Annotated in this window: 19 protein-coding genes; 5 read left to right on the top strand and 14 right to left on the bottom strand. The window is 72.1% G+C overall.

Features of this window, described 5'->3' with window-relative positions:
* Positions 1-230: 230 nt before the first annotated feature.
* Together lnt and ABZX85_RS13470 are read left to right on the top strand one after the other, a co-directional pair.
* Positions 231-1,838: an apolipoprotein N-acyltransferase gene (gene lnt, locus ABZX85_RS13475; RefSeq protein ID WP_355866306.1), complete on the top strand. Its 1,608-nt coding sequence runs from the start codon at positions 231-233 to the stop codon at positions 1,836-1,838.
* 67 nt (positions 1,839-1,905) lie between these two features.
* Positions 1,906-2,394, top strand: coding sequence for an NUDIX domain-containing protein (locus tag ABZX85_RS13470; RefSeq protein ID WP_355866303.1), 489 nt, complete (start codon positions 1,906-1,908; stop codon positions 2,392-2,394).
* Here ABZX85_RS13470 and ABZX85_RS13465 read toward each other — a convergent pair.
* From ABZX85_RS13465 to ABZX85_RS13410, 12 genes are all read right to left on the bottom strand, one after another.
* The gene (locus tag ABZX85_RS13465) at positions 2,382-3,146 is read right to left on the bottom strand and encodes an SDR family oxidoreductase (protein ID WP_355866300.1); all 765 of its coding nucleotides are present in this window, start codon (positions 3,144-3,146) and stop codon (positions 2,382-2,384) included. The two genes, ABZX85_RS13470 and ABZX85_RS13465, sit on opposite strands and share 13 nt — an antisense overlap.
* 5 nt (positions 3,147-3,151) lie before the next feature.
* Entirely contained in the window at positions 3,152-4,300 is a 1,149-nt protein-coding gene (locus tag ABZX85_RS13460) for an acyl-CoA dehydrogenase family protein (RefSeq protein WP_355866297.1), read from the bottom strand.
* A 14-nt stretch (positions 4,301-4,314) separates the two neighbouring features.
* Positions 4,315-5,445 (bottom strand): thiolase family protein, encoded by a 1,131-nt coding sequence (locus tag ABZX85_RS13455; RefSeq protein WP_355866294.1) that lies wholly within the window; start codon positions 5,443-5,445, stop codon positions 4,315-4,317.
* Complete coding sequence (locus tag ABZX85_RS13450) at positions 5,442-6,275, bottom strand: enoyl-CoA hydratase-related protein (RefSeq protein ID WP_355866291.1); 834 nt, start codon at positions 6,273-6,275, stop codon at positions 5,442-5,444. Before ABZX85_RS13450 ends, ABZX85_RS13455 begins: the two co-directional genes overlap by 4 nt.
* The gene (locus ABZX85_RS13445; RefSeq protein ID WP_355866288.1) at positions 6,272-7,444 is read right to left on the bottom strand and encodes a CaiB/BaiF CoA-transferase family protein; all 1,173 of its coding nucleotides are present in this window, start codon (positions 7,442-7,444) and stop codon (positions 6,272-6,274) included. The genes ABZX85_RS13450 and ABZX85_RS13445 overlap by 4 nt, the downstream gene beginning before the upstream one ends.
* Before the next feature lies 1 nt (position 7,445).
* On the bottom strand, positions 7,446-8,951 hold the full coding sequence (locus tag ABZX85_RS13440) for an AMP-binding protein (RefSeq protein WP_355866285.1): 1,506 nt from the start codon (positions 8,949-8,951) through the stop codon (positions 7,446-7,448).
* A gap of 3 nt (positions 8,952-8,954) precedes the next feature.
* Complete coding sequence (locus ABZX85_RS13435) at positions 8,955-10,091, bottom strand: acyl-CoA dehydrogenase family protein (RefSeq protein ID WP_355866282.1); 1,137 nt, start codon at positions 10,089-10,091, stop codon at positions 8,955-8,957.
* Positions 10,088-11,065 carry an acyl-CoA dehydrogenase family protein gene (locus ABZX85_RS13430; protein WP_355866279.1) on the bottom strand — a complete coding sequence of 326 codons (978 nt, stop codon included), beginning with the start codon at positions 11,063-11,065 and terminating at the stop codon, positions 10,088-10,090. The genes ABZX85_RS13435 and ABZX85_RS13430 overlap by 4 nt, the downstream gene beginning before the upstream one ends.
* Positions 11,066-11,067: 2 nt before the next feature.
* Positions 11,068-11,841, bottom strand: a complete 774-nt coding sequence (locus ABZX85_RS13425; RefSeq protein WP_355866276.1) for an enoyl-CoA hydratase/isomerase family protein — start codon at positions 11,839-11,841, stop codon at positions 11,068-11,070.
* 61 nt (positions 11,842-11,902) lie between these two features.
* Positions 11,903-12,670 carry a FadR/GntR family transcriptional regulator gene (locus ABZX85_RS13420; RefSeq protein WP_355866273.1) on the bottom strand — a complete coding sequence of 256 codons (768 nt, stop codon included), beginning with the start codon at positions 12,668-12,670 and terminating at the stop codon, positions 11,903-11,905.
* A gap of 65 nt (positions 12,671-12,735) precedes the next feature.
* Positions 12,736-13,491, bottom strand: coding sequence for an SDR family NAD(P)-dependent oxidoreductase (locus ABZX85_RS13415; RefSeq protein ID WP_355866270.1), 756 nt, complete (start codon positions 13,489-13,491; stop codon positions 12,736-12,738).
* Complete coding sequence (locus ABZX85_RS13410) at positions 13,491-14,657, bottom strand: acyl-CoA dehydrogenase family protein (protein WP_355866267.1); 1,167 nt, start codon at positions 14,655-14,657, stop codon at positions 13,491-13,493. The genes ABZX85_RS13415 and ABZX85_RS13410 overlap by 1 nt, the downstream gene beginning before the upstream one ends.
* 104 nt (positions 14,658-14,761) lie before the next feature.
* Here ABZX85_RS13410 and ABZX85_RS13405 point away from each other — a divergent pair, with 104 nt between their 5' ends.
* Genes ABZX85_RS13405 through ABZX85_RS13395 form a run of 3 tightly spaced genes read left to right on the top strand, consistent with a single transcriptional unit; the run spans position 14,762 to position 17,575 of the window.
* Positions 14,762-15,616, top strand: coding sequence for an acyl-CoA dehydrogenase family protein (locus tag ABZX85_RS13405; protein ID WP_355866264.1), 855 nt, complete (start codon positions 14,762-14,764; stop codon positions 15,614-15,616).
* Positions 15,613-16,773 (top strand): acyl-CoA dehydrogenase family protein, encoded by a 1,161-nt coding sequence (locus ABZX85_RS13400; protein WP_355866261.1) that lies wholly within the window; start codon positions 15,613-15,615, stop codon positions 16,771-16,773. The genes ABZX85_RS13405 and ABZX85_RS13400 overlap by 4 nt, the downstream gene beginning before the upstream one ends.
* Before the next feature lie 13 nt (positions 16,774-16,786).
* On the top strand, positions 16,787-17,575 hold the full coding sequence (locus tag ABZX85_RS13395) for an enoyl-CoA hydratase (protein WP_355866259.1): 789 nt from the start codon (positions 16,787-16,789) through the stop codon (positions 17,573-17,575).
* A 19-nt stretch (positions 17,576-17,594) separates the two neighbouring features.
* Here ABZX85_RS13395 and ABZX85_RS13390 read toward each other — a convergent pair whose 3' ends face one another.
* Complete coding sequence (locus ABZX85_RS13390) at positions 17,595-18,626, bottom strand: dihydrodipicolinate reductase (protein WP_355866256.1); 1,032 nt, start codon at positions 18,624-18,626, stop codon at positions 17,595-17,597.
* 66 nt (positions 18,627-18,692) lie between these two features.
* The gene (locus ABZX85_RS13385) at positions 18,693-19,352 is read right to left on the bottom strand and encodes a TetR/AcrR family transcriptional regulator (protein WP_355866255.1); all 660 of its coding nucleotides are present in this window, start codon (positions 19,350-19,352) and stop codon (positions 18,693-18,695) included.
* Positions 19,353-19,413: the final 61 nt, after the last annotated feature.

Raw genomic sequence — 19,413 nt, 5'->3', positions numbered from 1 at the left:
GCTGTTCCCACCCAGCCCCCCGAACCCGGTCCCCCGACCGTCCTCGCCCCGGCCGCGTGCCCGACCACGCGTCCACCAGGGCTGCGCACACCGTAACGGCTGGGCGGGGGTTTGTGGATGACCTGTGCGGACAGGAGGGAGGTCACGGAGAAGGTGTGTCATGTCCGTGACGGTCCGAGCTGTGAGAACCGTCCTGTCGGCCCGAACGTCACCCGCCGTACACTCCCGGAGTGACCGTCACCGCACCCCCCGCAGGGCCCTCCGGACAGGTGGAGCCCGAGGCCGCGCCCGCTCCGCGTGGCCGCCGCCTCCTGCGGTTCCTCCCGGCCGTCGTCGCCGTGCTCTCCGGAGCGCTGCTCTACGTCAGCTTCCCGCCGCGCCCCCTGTGGTTCCTCGCGCTGCCCGCGTTCGCCGCGTTCGCCTGGGTGCTGCGCGAGCGGAGCTGGAAGCCCGCCTTCGGGCTCGGCTACCTCTTCGGCCTCGGCTTCCTCGTCCCGCTGCTGAAGTGGACCGGCGTCGAGGTCGGCCCGCTGCCGTGGCTCGCCCTCGCGGCGATCGAGGCCGTCTTCGTCGGCCTGGTCGGCGTGGGCGTCGCCGCCGTCTCCCGGCTGCCCGGGGCGCCCCTGTGGTCGGCGGCCCTGTGGACCGCCGGAGAGGCCGCACGCGCGCGTGCGCCGTTCAGCGGCTTCCCCTGGGGCAAGATCGCCTTCGGCCAGGCCGACGGGATCTTCCTGCCGCTCGCGGCCGTCGGCGGCACCCCGGTGCTCGGCTTCGCGGTCGTCCTGTGCGGCTTCGGCCTGTACGACGTCGTCCGCCTCGTCCGCGAACGCCGCCTCGCGCGCGTGGTGACGCGTCCGGCCGCCGCCGTCGCCCTGCTGAGCGTCGCCGTGCCCGTCGTCGGCGCCGTCGCGGCCCGCTCGCTGGTCAGCGACAAGGCCGAGGACGGCACCGTCACGGTCGCCGCGATCCAGGGCAACGTGCCCCGGCTCGGCCTGGAGTTCAACGCCCAGCGGCGTGCCGTGCTGGAGTACCACGCGCGCGAGACGGAGCGGCTGGCCGCCGAGGTGAAGGCCGGGAAGACCGCGAAGCCGGACTTCGTGCTGTGGCCGGAGAACTCCTCCGACGTCGACCCCTTCACCGACCCGACCGCCGCCGCCGTCATCGAGCAGGCCGTCGAGGCCATCGGCGCGCCCGTCTCCGTGGGCGGCGTCGTCCAGCGCGACGGCAAGCTGTTCAACGAGCAGATCCTGTGGGACCCGGCGAAGGGCCCCACGCAGACCTACGACAAGCGGCAGATCCAGCCGTTCGGCGAGTACATGCCGCTCCAGGGGCTGGTCAAGGCGATCAACCCGAACTGGACCGCGATGGCCTCGAACTTCACCCGGGGCACCAAACCCGGCGTGTTCACCATCGGCGGCACGAAGGTCGGCATCGCCACCTGCTACGAGGCCGCGTTCGACTGGGACGTCCGCGACACCGTCACGCACGGCGCGCAGCTCATCTCCGTGCCCAGCAACAACGCCACCTTCGACCGCAGCGAGATGACCTACCAGCAGCTCGCGATGTCGCGCGTGCGCGCGGTGGAGCACAGCCGCACCGTCGTCGTCCCGGTCACCAGCGGCGTCAGCGCGATCATCATGCCGGACGGCCGGATCACCCAGAAGACCGGCATGTTCGTCGCCGACTCCCTCGTCCAGAAGGTGCCGCTGCGCTCCTCCGAGACCCCCGCGACCAGGATGGGCATCCTCCCCGAGATGCTCCTCGTCCTCGTCGCCGCCGGCGGCCTCGGCTGGGCGATCGGCTCCGGGCTGCGCGCCCGGCGCACCGGTGACGCGTAGCCGTACACCGGGCGTACGCCTCCCGACACCGGCCGGTCCACCAAGATCGGCCGGTTAGGGTCGGGGCATGGCAACTCCTGACTTCATCCGCGCGATCCGAGCCTCCGCCGGACACCAGCTCCTGTGGCTCCCCGGGGTCACCGCCATCGTCTTCGACGACGAGGGCAGAGTCCTGCTGGGACGCCGCTCGGACACGGGCGAGTGGTCGGTCGTCGGCGGCATCCCCGAGCCGGGCGAGCAGCCGGCCGTGTGCGCGGTGCGCGAGGTCCACGAGGAGACGGCGGTGCACTGCGTCGCCGAACGCGTCGTGCTCGTCCAGGCGCTGGAGGAGCACACCTACCCCAACGGCGACGTCGTCCAGTTCATGGACATCACGATCCGCTGCCGGGCGACCGGCGGCGAGGCCCGCGTCAACGACGACGAGTCCCTGGAGGTCGGCTGGTTCGCCCCCGACGAACTCCCGCCCGGACTGCCCGAGTTCGCGGTCGCCCGGATCAAGCAGGCGCAGGCCGAGGACGGCCCGGCCTGGTTCGAGAACCCCGCTCAGACGCTGTAGCCGCCGTCCACGCCGAGGGCCTGGCCGGTGATGAACCCGGCCCGGTCCGAGGCGAGGAACGCGACCGCCTCCGCGATGTCCCGCGCCGCCCCGAACCGGCGCAGCGGGATGTTGCGCCGGGTCACCGCGAGGGCCGCCTCGTCGAGTTCACCGCTGCTGATCAGACGGCCCGCGATGCCGTCGGTGAGCATCCCGGGGGCCACGCAGTTCACGCGGACGCCGTAGCGGCCCTCCTCGGCGGCCAGGGCGCGGGCGACGGTCTCGACGGCACCCTTCGCGCCGGACGACAGGCCGTCGCGGACGGGGTAGCGGCGGGTGGCGACCGTCGTCACGGCCACGATGCTGCCGTTGCTCTCCCTGAGCAGCGGCAGGGCGGGGTGGACGAGATTGAAGAACGCGACGGCGTCGCCTTCGAGTTGGGCACGGTACTGGGCGGGGGTGACCTTGCTGAGGTGGGTCATGGGGACGTGGGGGCCGGCGGCGTAGACGAGGGTGTGTACCGGGTGGGCGGTGACGGCTTGCGCCGTGGCGTCCTCGTCGGTCAAGTCGAGCTGTACGACCGTGACGTGGGGGCCGATCTCGTCGGCGAGTGCGTCGGCCGCCGTCTTGTCGCTTCGGTAGGTGAGGACCACCTGGCTGCCGCGTTCCGCCAGGAGCCGTACGACGGCGGCGCCGATCGCGCCGGTGCCGCCCGCGACGAAGGCGACGCCGGGGCGGTGCGAGAAGTCGTCCATGGGGCTGCCGGGGCTCATGTGGCTCACAATCCGAGGGACTTGGCGACGATGACCTTCATGACCTCGCTCGTGCCGGCGTAGATGCGGGTGATGCGGGCGTCCGCGTAGAGCCGGGCGATCGGGTACTCCAGCATGTAGCCGTATCCGCCGAAGAGCTGAAGGCAGCGGTCGACGGCGCGGGCCTGGACCTCCGTGCAGAAGAGCTTGACCTTCGCGGCGTCGGCGCCGGACAGCCGGCCGTCGACGAGGTCGAGGACGGCCCGGTCGAGGAGGGCCTGTGCCGCCTCCAACTCCGTGGCGACGGAGGCCAGTTCGAACTTGGTGTTCTGGAAGGAGGCGACCGGGCTGCCGAACACCCGGCGCTCCTTGACGTAGTCGACGGTCGTGTCGAGCGCGGCCCGTGTCTGCGCGACCGAGCCGACGGCGACCGTCATGCGCTCCTGCGGCAGGTTGTGGCCCAGGTAGCGGAAGGCGGCGCCCTCCTCGCCGAGCCGGTTCGCGACCGGCACCCGTACGCCGTCGAAGGACAGCTCGACCGTGTCCTGCGTCTTGATGCCCAGCTTCTCCAGCACCCGGCCGCGCGTGAAGCCCGGCATGCCGTCCTCCACGACGAGCAGCGTGAGCCCCGCACGCCGGTCGCCGGGGTCGCTGCCGGTGCGCGCGACGACGATCACGAGGTCGGCGAGGAGGCCGCCGGTGATGAAGGTCTTCGCACCGTTCAACACGTAGCTGTCGCCGTCGCGTTCGGCGGTCGTGCGGATGCCCGCGAGGTCGGAGCCGGTGCCGGGCTCGGTCATCGCGATCGCCGTCAGGAGCCGGCCCGCGGCCAGCCCCGGGAACCAGCGGCGGCGCTGCTCGGCGTTCGCGTAGGCGAGGAAGTAGGGGAGCACGACGTCGAGTTGGGTGCGGACCGTGCCCAGGGTGACGAGCGCGCGGGCCGCCTCCTCCTGGAGGACGACGTTGTAGCGGTAGTCGGGCTGCCCGCCGCCCCCGTACTCCTCGGGCACCGCCATCCCCAACAGGCCCAGCGCGCCGAGCTGTTCGAAGAAGGAGCGTGGGAGACGGCCCGCCTTCTCCCACTCGGCGTAGTGCGGCACGACCTCCTTGGCGACCACGTCCCGCACCAGCTCGCGAAACGCCTCGTGATCGGCGGTGAACACTTCCCGGCGCACGGCGACACCCCCTGTCAGTCAGCGAGTTCGACGAGCGTGGCATTGGCGGTGCCGCCGCCCTCGCACATCGTCTGGAGCCCGTAGCGGATGCCGCGGGCGCGCATGTGGTGGATCATCCGGGTCATGAGGACGGCGCCCGAGGCGCCCAGCGGATGGCCCAGGGCGATGGCCCCGCCGAGCGGGTTGAGGCGGGCGGGGTCGGCGCCGGTCTCGGCGAGCCAGGCCAACGGGACCGGCGCGAACGCCTCGTTGACCTCGAAGACGCCGACCTCCGCGAGGGCGACGCCCGCCTTCCGCAGGACCTTCTCCGTCGCCGGGATCGGGCCCGTCAGCATCAGCACCGGGTCGGAGCCGGTGACGGCGCCCGCGCGGTAGCGGACCAGGGGGCGCAGGCCCAACTCCCGTGCCTTCTCCGGGGTGGTGACGAGAAGGGCGGCCGAACCGTCCGAGATCGGGGAGGAGTTGCCCGCGTGGATGACACCGTCCTCCTGGAACGCCGGTTTCAGCTTCGCGAGGGTCTCCACGCTGCTGCCCGGCCGGATGCCCTCGTCCCTCGCGACGCCCGCCACGGGGACGATCTCCTCGTCGAACGTGCTCTGCGCGGCTGCCGCCTTCCGGTGGGACGAGGCCGCGAACTCGTCGACCTGGACGCGATCGAACCCCCATTTACGGGCGATGAGTTCGGCGGATACCCCCTGGTTGAACGAGAAGTCGTCATAACGGGCCAGGACTTGGGGTCCGTACGGCATTCCGCCCGCCTTGGCCGCGCCGAGCGGGACGCGGCTCATGACTTCGACGCCGCCCGCCACGACCACGTCGTGGTGACCGGAGCGGACCGACTGGACGGCGAACTCCAGGGCCTGCTGGCTCGATCCGCAGGCCCGGTTGACGGTCGTGCCCGGCACGGACTCCGGCCAGCCCGCCGCGAGGACGGAGTAGCGGGCGATGTTGCCGGCCTGGTCGCCGATCTGGGAGACGCACCCCCAGATGACGTCGTCCACCTCGGCGGGGTCGATGCCGGTGCGGTCCGCGAGTGCCCTGAGGACAGTGGCGGAGAGGCCGGCGGGGTGGATGTCCGCGAGCCCTCCGCCGCGTCTGCCGACGGGGGTGCGGACGGCAGCGGCGATCACGGCTTCCCGGGTCATGCGCTCTCCGATCGTGAGGCCGTTCGTGAAGGGGGAGTCGGGGGCGAGGAGGCCGGTGCGGAGGGTGCCCAGGCGCCGGTGAAACGCGGTGCGCGCTTCTCCCTGAACGCGGCGTACGCCTCCGGGACGTCCGTGGAGGCGAAGTTGACGGCCTGGGCGCGGGCCTCGCCCGCGAGCGCATCCCGCAGCGAACCGGTCTGGTTGAGCAGGGACTTGGTCTGGGCGAGGGCGACGGGCGGACCGGCGGCCAGCCGGGCGGTGACCTCGGCGGTGAACGCGTCCACCTCGCCGGCGTCCACGACCCACGTCACGAGCCCGAGCGCCCGCGCCTCCTCGGCGTCGATGGTCTCCGCCAACAGGGCGAGCCGTTTGGCCTGTTGGAGTCCGACGAGTCGCGGCAGCAGCCAGGAGCCGCCCAGGTCGGGGGAGAGGCCGCGCCGGGCGAAGATCTGCGAGAACGACGCCTCGGGGGTCGCCACGACCAGATCGCAGCCGAGCGCGAGGTTCCAGCCCGCGCCGACGGCCACCCCGGTCACCTTGGCGACCGTCGGCACCGGCAGGTCGTGCAGCAGCAGCGCCACGTCCGTCAACGTCCGCATCCGGTACAGGGGATGAGCCGGACTGACGGTCACCGGCACCTCGGCCCCGGAACAGAACGCACCGCCCGCACCGGTGACGACGAGCACCCGTACGGCCCTGTCCTCGCCCGCCTCGACCAGCGCCGTGCGCAGCGCGGACCACGACTCGGCGTCCAGGGCGTTGCGCTTGTGCGGCCGGTTGAGGGTCAGGGTGCGCACGCCGTCCGTGTCGTCGACCAGCAGCACACTCATCGCACCGCACCCCGCTCCCTGAGATCGGCGATCTCCCCCGCGCCGTAACCGAGTTCGCCGAGGATCGTGTCCGTGTGCTCGCCCAGCGCGGGCACCGCCCCCATCGGCGGGTCGAACCCGGCGATCACCGGGGGCGGCAGCAGTGCCGGGACCGGTCCGGAGGGGGTGTCGATCTCGCGCCAGCGGTCGCGGGCGGTGAGCTGGGGGTGGGCGAGGACGTCCTTGGCCGTGTTGTAGCGGGCGTTGCCGATGCCGACGGTGTCGGCGCGGTGCTGGACGTCCGCCAGGGTGTGGCGGGCGCACCAGTCGCCGATCGCCTCCTCCAGGACGGCGCGATGGGCCGTGCGGCCGGCGTTCGTGCGGAAGCGGGGGTCGTCCGCGAGGTCGGGGCGGTCGATCAACTCCCTTGCCAGGCGGTCCCATTCACGGTCGTTGGTCGTGCCGAGGACGACCGTTTGCGCGTCCGCCGTGCGGTAGGCGCCGTAGGGGGCGACGGCGGGGGAGCTCATGCCGAGGGGCTGCTGTTCGACGCCCGAGTGGCGGGTGTAGGTGAGGGGGTAGCCCATCAGTTCGGTCATCGTGTCGAAGAGGCTGACCTGGACGGGCGCGCGCCGGCCGGAGTACAGCAGGGCGAGGACCGACAGTGCCGCGTACAGGCCGCTGGTGACGTCGGCGACGGGCGGGCCGGGTTTCGCGGGGGCGCCGGGGGTGCCGGTGACCGAGCAGGCGCCCGACTCGGCCTGGATCAGCAGGTCGTAGGCGCGCTTGTGGGAGAGGGGGCCGCCGGGACCGTAGCCGTCGATCTCCACGGCGATCAGATGCGGGTGGCGGATCTCCAGGTCGGCGGGGGCGAGGCCGAGTTTGGCGGTCGTGCCCGGGGTGAGGTTGGAGACGAGGACGTCCGCCGTCGCCAGGAGCTGGTGCAACACCCGCATGCCCGCCGGGGACTTGAGGTCGAGGGCCAGGGACTCCTTGCCCCGGTTCGCCCACACGAAGTGCGCGCCGAGGCCGCCGACGACGTCGTCGTAGTGGCGGGCGAAGTCGCCGCCCTCAGGGTTCTCGACCTTGATGACGCGGGCCCCGAAGTCGCCCAGCGTGCGCGTGCACATGGGGGCGGACACGGCCTGTTCGAGGGTGACGACCGTGACCCCGGCCAGCGGGCCCGGCATCTCAGGACTCCCCGAAACGGGCGCGCAGTTCGTGCTTGAGGACCTTCAGGCTCGCGTTGCGCGGGAGGTGGTCGACGAAGCGGACGTGGCGCGGGACCTTGAAGTTGGCCATGTGCTCGCGTGCCCGCGCGACGACGTCCTCGGCGGTGAGGTCGGCGCCGGCCCGGGGGACGACGTACGCGCAGCCGACCTCGCCGAGCCGTTCGTCGGGGACGCCGATGACCGCGACCTGCGCCAACCGGTCGTCGGTGAGCAGGAGTCGCTCGATCTCGGCCGGGTAGGCGTTGAAGCCGCCGACGATGAACATCTCCTTCTTGCGGTCGACGATCAGGAGGTTGCCCGCCGGGTCGAGGACGCCGACGTCGCCGGTGCGGAGCCAGCCGTCGGGGTCGATCGCGGCGGCGGTGGCCTCGGGGTCGTCCCAGTAGCCGCGCGTCACGTTGTAGCCGCGGACGAGTATCTCCCCGTCGGCGATACGGACTTCGACGTCGGGGATGGGGCGGCCGGTGGTGCGGGCCACCGTCTCCTCGGTGTCGTCGAGACGGGTGGAGGTGACCAGCGCGGTGGACTCGGTGAGTCCGTAGGCGCTCAGCACGATGTCGAAGGAGAGGTCCTTCTTCATGGCGTGGACGAGGGACTCGGGGATGGTCGTCCCGCCGGTCATCGACACCCGCAGGGACGAGAGGTCGCGGCGGGGGCGGTCGGGGTGGTCGAGGAGGTCGTGGAAGATCGTCGGCGGGCCCAGGAGGATGCTCACCCGCTCCCGTTCGATGATCTCCAACGCCGCTGCCGCGTCGAAGACCTGCATCGGGATCACCGTCACGCCGTGCAGGAAGGACGCGAGCCAGCCCGCCTTGTAGCCGAAGCAGTGGAAGAACGGCGGCACGACCAGGAAGCGGTCGCCGGCGGTGAACGTGTACTCCGTCGACATCCAGCCGTAGGCCCGCAGCGACTGGCCGTGCGTGAGGATCACGCCCTTGGGGTGACCGGTCGTGCCGGAGGTGAACATGACGTCGGAGACGTCGTCCGGGGTGAGCCGGTCGATCGACGCGTGCGCGGCCTCCGGGGTGACCTCGTCGGCCCGCTCGAAGAGGGCGGGCGTGCAGCGCAGGGCGGGCAACTCCGGTTCGTGTGCGCGGAGTTCCGCCACGTGGTCGCGGCCCAGGAAGGGCGTCGCGTACAGGGCCTTCGCCCCCGACCTGCGCAGGATGTAGGCGAGCTCCCCGGCCTTGAAACGGGTGTTGAGGGGGACGACGATGCCGCCCGCGCCCTGGATGCCGACCGCCGCGAGTATCCACTCCGCCGAGTTGGGGGCGCACAGGCCGACCCGGTCGCCGGGGCCGATGCCCAGGGCGAGGGCCGAGCGCACCGAGCGGATCATCAGGTCCGCCAACTCCCGGAAGGAGATGCGGCGTTCACCCTCGACGAGGGCCGTGGCGTCGCCGTGGCGGTGTGCGGCGACTCTGATCACGTGGGGGATGCTGAGGAGTTCGAGGTCGTGGCGCACGCTTCAGGCTCCGTTCAGGCGCAGCAGGCGCTTGGCGATGATGTCGCGCTGGATCTGGGAGGTCCCGCCGTAGACGGACGCGGCCCGGGAGTACAGGTAGTCGCCGAACACCTCGCCGCCGGGGCCGGTCACCTCCCCGGGGAACACCTTCAACGCCGTGTCGTACAGGCGCTGTTCGGCGCGTGTCATCAGCAGCTTGTCCACCGAGGACTCCGGTCCCGCGGGCCGGCCCGCGAGGCGTTCGGCGGTGCGGCGGCGGGCGTGCGCGACGAGGACCTCGTAGTCGACCACGCAGCGCCCGATCTCCGACAACAGGCCGTCGGGCAGGGCGCGTTCGCGGGTCTCGGCGCGCAGGCGCCCGATCAGCAGCCGGTACTTGGAGAGGTGGCCGGTGTCGAGGGCGTTGCGTTCGTACGACACCGTCGTCATGGCGAGGGGCCAGCCGTCGCCCTCGGCGCCCACCCGTTCGTGGGGTTCCAGCCGGACGTCGTCCAGGAAGAGTTCGCAGAACTCGTCGTCGCCGTTGGCGGCGCGCAGGGGGCGGACGGTGACGCCGGGCCGGTCCAGGGGGAGGGCGAAGGCGGTGATCGACGTGTGCCGGGGGCCTTCGGGGTCGGTGCGGGCCAGCAGCAGGCACCGGTCGGAGTACTGGGCGTAACTCGTCCACAGTTTCTGCCCGTTGACCGTGTAGTGGCCGTCCGGCCCGCGTTCCGCGCGGGTGCTGAGGCCGGCCAGGTCGGAGCCCGCGCCGGGTTCGCTGAAGCCCTGGCACCAGACGTCGGCGCCGGAGAGCATGCGGGGCAGGAGGGTGCGGCGCTGGGCTTCGGAACCGAACTTGAGGAGGGCGTGGGCGAGGTAGCCGACACGGGGGACGCCGGGGGCGCCGAGCGCGCCCAACTCGTCGCTGATCGCCACCTGGTGAAGGGCCGTCAGACCGTGGCCGCCGTACTCCTCGGGGACGTCCAGGCCGACCCAGCCGCCGGAGTGGAGCTGCCGGTGCCAGCGGTGCAGGAAGTGCGGGACCGGTTCGTCCGGGGCGCGTTCGGGGAGAGGATGGTCCGCCAGCCAGGCGCGGAAGTCGTGGCGGAGGGCCTCCAGGTCGGCCGGGTCGCCGAAGTGCAGGGGCGTGTCGTCCGTCATCGGGTCGCCTCCGGGGCTGCCAGGGCGGACAGGAGGTCCGGGGTGCCGGCGAAGAGAGCGGCGTCCACCAGGACCCGGCGGAGGTGGAGGTGGGCCAGGTGTTCCCAGGTCTGCGCGATGCCGCCGAACACCTGCATCGCCGCGTACACCGCCTCCACGGCCGAGGAGTTGGCCTCCGCCTTGGCGACGCGGGCGGCCCGCAGGGCGTGGGCCGGGGGTTCGTGGTCCAGGCACCAGGCGGCGTACCGGGTGGCGCTCGTGCACGCCTCGACGAGGACGGTGGCGTCGGCCAACAGGTGCTGGACGGCCTGGAAGGAGGCGATGGGGCGGCCGTACTGGTGGCGGTCGCGGGCGTGGGCGGTGGCGTGGCCGACCAAGGCGCGGGCGGTGGCGGTGAGTTCGCTGGACACGATGACCAAGGTGTAGGCGTGCCAGTGGTGTCGGGCGTCGGGGGTGAGGCGGGCGAGGGGTTCGGGGGCGGTGGTGAGGGGTGGTGCGGTGAGGGATCGGGGTGTGGGGGTCGGGGTGGTGAGGGTTCGGGCTGTGAGAGTTCGGGTGGTGCGCAGGAGGTCGGCCGTGCGTGCCGGTGGGCCCAGCGTCCGCAGGATGACCGTGCCTCGGGGGTCGACGTGCAGGGCGCTGTCGGCTCCGTCGCAGTCCCAGGCGAGGGTGTCCGTGACGGCGAGGGTGGGGCGGCCGGGGAGTTCGGTGCCGGTGAGGCGGAGGAGTTCGGGGGCCAGGAGGGTCGTCCCGAGGAAGGAGGTCGTCAGGGGGGTGCGGGCGTGTTCCTCGGCGAGCAGGGCGCGTTCCTGGACGGTGGCGGCCTCGTGGAGTCCCTCCAGGCCGAGGGAGTCGAGCGAATCCTGGGCCGTCTCGCGGGACTTGGGGGTGATCTCGTCCGCCGAGGCCACCGTGTGGCGGGCGGCGAAGGACCGGATCAGATCGCGGACCAGCGTGAACTCCTCCGGCTGCACGCTCAGTCCCCCTTGCGGGCGAGCTGCTCGACGATCCGGATGTGGTCGGGGCTCGTCATCGTGGCGCGCTCGGCGAGCAGGGCCGCCTCCATGCCGCCCCGGGAGACCTGTTCGACCACCGCCGCGAGCGCGGCCTTCGTCGCGCGCAGGGCCTCGGCGGGCTGGGCGGCGAGGCGGTGCGCCAGGGCGAGGGCCTCGTCCATGAGGGCCTCGGGCGCCACCACCCGGTTCGCCAGGCCCAGTTCGACAGCGGTCGGGGCGGGGATGCGGTCGCCGGTGAACAGGTACTCCTTCACCCTCAGCAGGCTCGTCAGCCACGGCCACAGGGTGACTCCGCCGTCGCCCGCGACCAGGCCCACCGAGACGTGCGGGTCCGCGAGGTAGGCGTCCCTCGCCATCAGGACCAGGTCGCAGCCCAGGGCGAGGCTGCAACCCAGGCCCACGGCGGGGCCGTTGACCGCCGCGATCACCGGCAGGGGGAAGCGGATCATCTCCGTCTGGATGATCCGGTCCAGCCGGATCGAGCGCTCCCTCAGCTCCGGGTCGGTGTGGTGGCGGCGCAGATGGTCGAAGTCGCCGCCCGCGCTGAACGCCCGGCCGGCTCCGGTCAGTACGACGGCGCGCGCCTTCCCGTCGTCCGCCAGCTCTCTCCACACCTCCGACAGCCTGCGGTGCAGCTCCTCCGACACGCCGTTGAGGCGCTCGGGGCGGTTGAGGGTGACGACACGGACATCGCCGTCGGCGGCCACGGTCAGGACGGGGCTCACGTCGGTCATGGCGCCGATGATAGGAAAGGCCGGACCGATTCTGTCAATGGCGTTGCGTAAAATAGAGAATCTAATTCTCGTTTGCGGAGCCGTCGTTCGGGGAGCTGCCGTGCGTGGAGCCCCCCACCCGAGCGAGCCCGCACACATGCCGGCTCATCCGGCGCCGCGCGGCCTCCGCGTCCCCCGCGCGGATCGCCTCCGTCACACCGGCGTGGGCGCGGACCGTCGCCTCGCGGGTGCCGGTGTCGAGGAAGGGCTCCAGGCCGGTCGCGGCGTGGATGGCCTCGGAGAGGGCGCTGACGAAACCGATGAGGAGTTCGTTGCGGCCGGCGCGCGCGACGGCGTCGTGCCAGTGGACGTCGGCCCGCAGAAAACGCGCGACGTCGGACCCTGCGGAGGTCAACTCCCGGTAGGCGGCGTCCAGTTCCGCGAGGTCGGCGTCCGTGCGGTGGACGGCCGCCAGCGCCGCGCAGGCCGGTTCGACGGCCTCGCGGGTCTCGTGCAGGGCGTCGGGGCGGATGCACTGCCCCCGGATCACCAACTGGACGGCGCCGGCGACCGATTCCCGCCCGGGGCGCTGCACGAAGGCCCCGCCCCCGCGCCCCGGCCGGATCTCCACGAGCCGCTCCGCCTCCAGCACCCGCAGCGCCTCCCGCACGGTCGCCCGGCTCAGCCCCGTCTGCTCCACGAACTGCCGTTCAGCGGGCAGGAGCGTGCCCTCGCTCAGCTCCCCGGAGAGAATCCGCTCCCGCACCTCGGCGGCCAGCACATCGGACGCCTTGGGCACGGTGAGCGTCCCGAACTTCGGTACGGCGGAACGGGGTTCGGCGTCGGGCACGGGTCGGGCCTCTCGTCGTGCGACAGCTTCCGGCCGGACCATTCGACACAGCGGCCGGTGCCCTGTCACATGACCAACCCGCCGTCCACGGGCAGGACTTGGCCGGTGACGAAGGAGGCCGCGTCGGAGGCGAGGAAGACGAACGCCCCCGCCACCTCGTCGGGTTCGGCCCAGCGGCCCAGGGGGATGCGGGCGAGCATGCGGTCCGCGAACTTGGGGTCGGTACGGATGGTCGCCGTCATCGGGGTGGCGGCGAGCGGGGCGAGCGCGTTGACGAGGATGCTCCGGCGGGCCAGCTCGCGGGCCAGGGACTTCGTGAGGCCGATGATGCCGGCCTTCGCGATCGAGTAGTTGACCTGGCCGAGCGTGCCGGTCAGGCCCGCCGACGAGGTGACGTTGATGATGCGGCCCGTGCCGTCCTCGGCGAGGAACGGGAGCGCGGCCTGCGCGCAGTGGAAGGCGCCGAGGACATGGATGTCGACGAGGCGGCGCACGGAGTCCTCCGAGAGCCTCTCGAACATCGCGGGGGCCGTGACCCCGGCGTTGTTGACCAGGACGTGCAGGGTTCCGCCGGTCAGGGCCGCGGCTCGGGAGGCCGCCTCCTCGGCCTGCGCCCGGTCCTGGACGTCCAGCCGGGCGGCGTCGGCGATCAGCCCGGCGGCGGACAGCTTGCCCGCGACGGCCGCCGCCGCGTCCCCGTCCACGTCCGTGACCAGCACGGACGCGCCCGCCCGGGCCAGCGCCCCGGCGACGGCCGCGCCGATGCCACCGGCGGCACCGGTGACGAGGGCGGATCGGCCGGTGAGGTCGAACAAGGTCATCAGTAACTCCTCGGTAGTCCCAGCGCGTGCTCGCCCAGATAGTTCAGGACCATCTCCTGGCTGATCGGCGCGATCCGCGTCAGCCGTGCCTCGCGGAAGTACCGGGCGACGTCGTACTCCTCGGCGTACCCCATGCCCCCGTGGGTCTGGAGCGCGCGGTCGGCGGCGGTGAAACCGGCGTCCGCGCACAGGTACTTGGCGGTGTTGGCCTCCCGCCCGCAGGGCCGCCCGTTGTCGTACAGCCAGGTCGCCTTGCGCAGCACCAGCTCGGCGGCGTCCAGCCGGGCGAGGGAGTCGGCCAGCGGGAACTGGATGCCCTGGTTCATGCCGATCGGGCGGCCGAAGACCTCGCGCTCACGGCCGTACCGCACCGCCCGGTCCAGCGCGACCCGGCCGATGCCGAGGGCTTCGGCGGCGATCAGCATGCGCTCGGGGTTGAGGCCGTCGAGGAGATGGCGGAAACCCTGGCCCTCCTCGCCGACCCGGTCCGCGACGGGCACGCGCAGTTCGTCGATGAAGAGTTCGTTCGACGTCACCGCGTTGCGGCCCATCTTGGCGATCGGGCGGACCTCGACGCGGGAGCGGTCGAGGTCGGTGAGGAACAGCGTCATGCCGTCCGTGCGCTTCGCCGCGTCCTCCAGCCGGGTGGTGCGGGTGAGGAGAAGGATCTTCTCCGACTCGACGGCCTTGGAGATCCAGACCTTCCGCCCGCTGACGACGTAGTGGTCGCCGTCGCGCCGCGCGTACGTCGCGATGCGCGTCGTGTCCAGGCCCGCGCCCGGCTCGGTCACGCCGAAGCAGACGTGCAGGTCGCCGCGCGCGATCCGGGGGAGCGTACGGCGTCTCAGCTCCTCGGAGCCGTGCACGACGACCGGGTGCATGCCGAAGATGGACATGTGGATCGAGCTGGCCGCGTTCATCGCGCCGCCCGAACGGGCCACCTCCTCAAGGAGGATGCTCGCCTCGGTGATGCCGAGGCCGTGCCCGCCGTACGCCTCCGGGATCGTGATGCCGAGCCAGCCGCCGCCCGCGATCGCGGCGTAGAACTCCTCGGGGAAGGCGTGGTCGCGGTCGTGCTCCTGCCAGTAGCGGTCGTCGAAGTCGCGCAGGAGACCGGCGACCGCCTTGCGGATCGTCTCCTGGTCCTCGGTCAGCTCAAAGTCCACGGCGAGGGACCCTCCTGTCGGCTGCGAGACTCTTACTTCCCATAATGGAGAATGCTATTCTCGCACAGCTTGTCCGGCAGTGGCTCAGGATGCGGAGGACGGACGTGGAGTTCGAACTCGACGAGGAGCAGCGGCTCTTGCGCCGCACGGTGCGCGAGACGGTCGCGAAGGTGCGTGAACGCCCCGAACGACAGCAGTGGGAGACCTATCTGAGCCTGGGCTGGCTGGACGCGCCACCCCTCGAACTCGCCCTGATACTGGAGGAGTTGGGGTACGCCGCCGACCCCACCCCGTTCCTCGCCACCGCCACCTGGTTCGCCCCCCTCGCCGGCCGCCTGCCCGAGGGCAGTGGTACGGCGGTCTTCGACGGCATCGGGCGCTACGTCCTCGACGCCGACCGCGCCGACGAGATCGCGCTCCTCACCCCCGAGGGCGTCGTGGTCGTCCCCGGCCACCGGCTCGCCGCGCAGCGCGTCCCCGTCCTCGACCCCCGGCTGCACGTCGCCCACGTCGACGCCCGCCCGCTCGCCACCGGCGTCCCCGACCTCGCGCTCACCGGACTCGCCGCCACCGCCGTCGGCGCCTGCCGCCGGGTGCTGGACCTGGTGCTCGAACACGTCAAGCGGCGCCACCAGTTCGGGCACCCGATCGGCTCCTTCCAGGCCGTCCAGCACCAGGCCGCAGACATGCACGTCGCCATCGAACGCGCCCGCGCGCTCACCCACTACGCGGCGCTGACCATCGCCGAGGACGACCCGCAGCGCACCCGCGCCGCCCACATGGCGAAGGCGGCGGCGGGGGAGTGCCAGCGCACCGTCCTGCGCGGCGGCCTCCAGCTCTTCGGCGCGATGGGCTTCACCTGGGAGAACGAACTCCAACTCCACCTGAAACGCGCCCAGTCCTGCGATCTGCTGCTCGGCACCGCCTCCGTCCACAGGAAGGCACTGCTCCCCGTATGAAGCTCGCCGACGACCCTCAAGTCAGCGCGTTCCGCGACCGGTTCACCGCGTTCCTCGACGCGCACCTGCCCGCCGAAGCCGACGCGCGTGAACGCTCCCGCTCCAGCGCCGACGTCCCCGGCTGGGCCCGCGACTGGCAGCGCACCCTCTTCGACCACGGCTGGCTGCTGCCCGGCCAGCCCCCCGAGTACGGCGGACAGCACGCCACCCTCCCCCAACAGCTCGCCCACCTGGAGGAGTTGGCCCGCCGCCGCATCTACCACAGCTTCAACCCGCAGGGCCTCGGCATCATCGCCGCCTCCCTCCTCACCTTCGGTACGGAGGAGCAGAAACGCCGCTGGGCCGTACCGATCCTGCGCGCCGAGACCACCGCCGCGCTCGGTATGAGCGAACCCGAGGCCGGCTCCGACCTCGCGTCCCTGCGGACGAGGGCGCGCCTCGAAGGCGACGTGTTCGTCGTCGACGGCCAGAAGATCTGGACCTCCGGCGCCCACGACGCCGACGTCCTCCTCACGTTCGTCCGCACCGACCCCGACGCGCCCAAACACCGGGGAATCAGCGCCCTGTTGATCCCGACGGACACCGAAGGCGTCGTCCGCAGGCCCTTCGGGTCGATCGCGGCCGAGGACGACCTCGACTTCAACGAGGTGTTCCTCACCGGCGTCCGTGTCCCCCGAGAGAACCTCGTCGGGCCGCTCGGCGAGGGCTGGAAGGTCGCCAACGGCTCGCTGGGCCACGAGCGGACGCTGCTGTGGCTGTCGTACGCGGAACGGCTCGAAGAACTCGTCCGGGACGCCGCCGACGTCGGCGCGGGACAGGAGTGGTACGCCACCCTCCTCATGGACCTCACCGCGCTGCGGCTCCTCGGCTACCGCCAACTCGGCCCGGACCGGAACCCGTTCGAGATCTCCGTGCTCAAGCTGTTCGGCTCCGAGGCGGTGCAGAGCGCCTCGCTGCACGCGCTGGAGGCGCACGGCGCCGAGGGGCTGCCGCATCCGGCGCGGACCGGGCCGTACCACCACATGAACAACGAGGCGTTCAGCGCGAGTTGGTTCGAGCGGTACGCCCGGAGTTTCGCCGGGACGATCGCTGGCGGCACCAGCGAGATCCAGCGCACCATCATCGCCGAGCGCATCCTCGGCCTGCCGCGACAGTGAGAGGACGCCGGTCATGGACCAGATCCTGTACGACGCCGGGGACGACGGGGTCGCCGTCGTCACCCTGAACCGCCCCGAGGCCGCCAACGCCCAGACCATGGCCCTCCTCGACGACCTCGACGCCGCCCTCACCCGCGCCGCCCGCGACGAGGGGGTCAAGGTGATCGTCCTGCGGGCCAACGGGCGGCACTTCTCCGCCGGGCACGACCTCAAGGACCGCTGGCCGGGGCCCGGGGAGATCACCCTGGAGTGGATCTACGACGCGGAGACGCGCCGGTATCTGGAGTACGCGCTGAAGTGGCGGAACATCCCGAAGCCGACCGTCGCCGCCGTGCAGGGCAAGTGCATCGCCGCCGGGCTCATGCTCTGCTGGCCCTGCGATCTGATCGTCGCCGCCGAGAACGCCGAGTTCTCCGACCCCGTCGTCCACATGGGCATCGGCGGCGTCGAATACCACGGGCACACCTGGGAGTTGGGGGCGCGCAAGGCCAAGGAGATCCTGTTCACCGGGCGTCCACTGAGTGCGCGGGAGGCCGAACAGGTGGGGATGGTCAACCGGGTCGTACCCCTCGGTGAACTCGACGCGTCCGCCCTGGAGTTGGCACGGCAGATCGCCGCGATGCCCTCGTTCGGGCTGCGGCAGGCCAAGCGGGCCGTCAACCAGACGCAGGACGTCCAGGGGTTCTACGCCGCGCTCCAGGCGGTGTTCGACATCCACCAGACGGGACACGGCAACGCGCTGAGCGTGAGCGGGTTCCCGATCCTCACCCGGCTCGACGAGATGAAGCAGAAGCTCAAGTAGGGCCCCGGCCCTGGGCTGTTCAGCCCAGGGCCGCCGTGAACAACGGCAGTTCCACCGTCGTACGGATGCCGGGCGCCGCCGCGCAGACGGCCGGGACCGCGTTCACCGCGCGGTGGGCCGTGTAGCCGGGGGAGACCTCCGCCAGCCGGTCCAGCGGGACGGGGAAGGTGAGGTCCACGTCCAGCGGGGTGTCGCCGTCGACGACGATCCGCCAGCCGGTGGGGCGCAGCTCCCAGGCGGGGGAGAGGTCGGTGGTGCAGTACCAGGTGGAGTTGAACTCCAGGAAGGGGCGGCCGTCGCGGAGACCGGTGATCGTCGTGCGCTGCGCGGCGACCGTGCCGGCTTCGAGGGTCCCAGCCGCGATCGTCGACGCCCCTTCTGCCAGGGCCAGTTGGCCGCTCGCCCGCAGGTCGTCCAGGGGGAGGCCGAGGGCGTCGGCGACCAGGCGCAGGGACGGGCCGAAGCTCGACGTGAGGTGGGCCAGGCGGTGTTCGTCGTACGCGGCGGTCGCTGGTCGGCCGAAGCCCATCACGTCGAACAGGAGCCCCGGGGAAGGGCGCCTGGACAGGTCGGCGTACTCGTGGATCGTCAGCTTCGTCAATCGCCGTTGCAGGGAGGCCAGGACGAGGGGTACCGCCTCCGTGATGAAGCCGGGGCTGCTGCCCGTGCTGTGCAGGGAGGTGCCGCCGCGCTTGCAGGCGTCCTCGACGCGTTCCCTGAACGCCGGGTCCATACTCGGCGGATGGTGGAAGCCGCCCGTCGTCGTGACGACGTTCGCGCCCGAGGCGAGCAGGGCGCACAGGTCGTCGGGGTCGGGGGCGTGCGGCATGTAGAGCACGCAGTCGGGGGACAGGGCCAGGATGTCGTCCAGCTCGGTCGTCGTGGTGACGCCGGTCGGGCCGGAGCCGCACAACTCACCCGCGTCCAGGCCCGACTTGTCGGGTGAGTGGACGTGGACGCCGGCCAGCGTCAAGTGGGGATGGCCGAGTACGGCGCGCAGGGAGCGCAGGCCGATGGTGCCGGTGGACCACTGGACGACGCGAAGGGTCATGGCATCCTCGATCGGGACGGTGCACCTCTCTCCGGGTGAGAATGTAGTTCTCGCTCACGGAGATTACTAGTCCCCTGTGCCGGGTTCCTGGCCGCCGGGTTCTCGTGCGTCAGATTCCTGCCGGTCGGGTTCCCGCTCGCCGGGCTCCCGTGGGCCCTCCGCGAGCCGCAGTAGGCGTTCCATCAGCTCCCGCGCCTCGTCGTGCCCCGTCGTCAGCCCCATCTGCTCCTCCAGTCCGATGATCCGGGCGAGCGCGGTCGTCAGCACGACCATCGCGGCCGGCGGCACCTCGGGGAACCCGGTGCCCGCCTGCGCGAACCGCCGGGCCACCAGCTCGATCTGGGCCCGCCGGTACCGGTCGGAGTGCGCGGCGAGTTCCGCGCGGATCTCCTTGCGGTGGTTGGACAGCGCCGTGAACTCGGTGATCAGGGCGGCACCGGGGCGGCTCGACAACTCCCAGAGCGAGCGCAGGGGTCGGGCCGGGTCGAGGGCGCGCTCCTGGGCCTCGTACTCCTGGTCGGCCAGCCGGCGCAGCACCGCGAGGAACAGGTCGTCGAGCGTGCGGAAGTAGTACAGGACGAGGGCCGGGGCCACTCCCGCCTCGCGGGCCACGCGCCGGACGCCGACGGCGGCGTACCCCTCCTTGAGCATCAGACGCTGGGTGATGTCGAGCAGGCGGTGCCGTGTCTCGGAGTTCTCGCTGCCCATGCGGCGGGGTGCGGTCATGCGCGCCATTGTCCTTGACGGCTCTCCGGGCCGGTGTTAAACACTTGTTCAGCACCCCCCT

The organism is Streptomyces sp. NPDC004539 (assembly GCF_040610055.1).
Classification (GTDB): Bacteria; Actinomycetota; Actinomycetes; order Streptomycetales; family Streptomycetaceae; genus Streptomyces.
The sequence above is the reverse complement of the archived record's forward strand: the minus strand, read 5'-3'. Positions and strand labels throughout refer to the sequence as shown.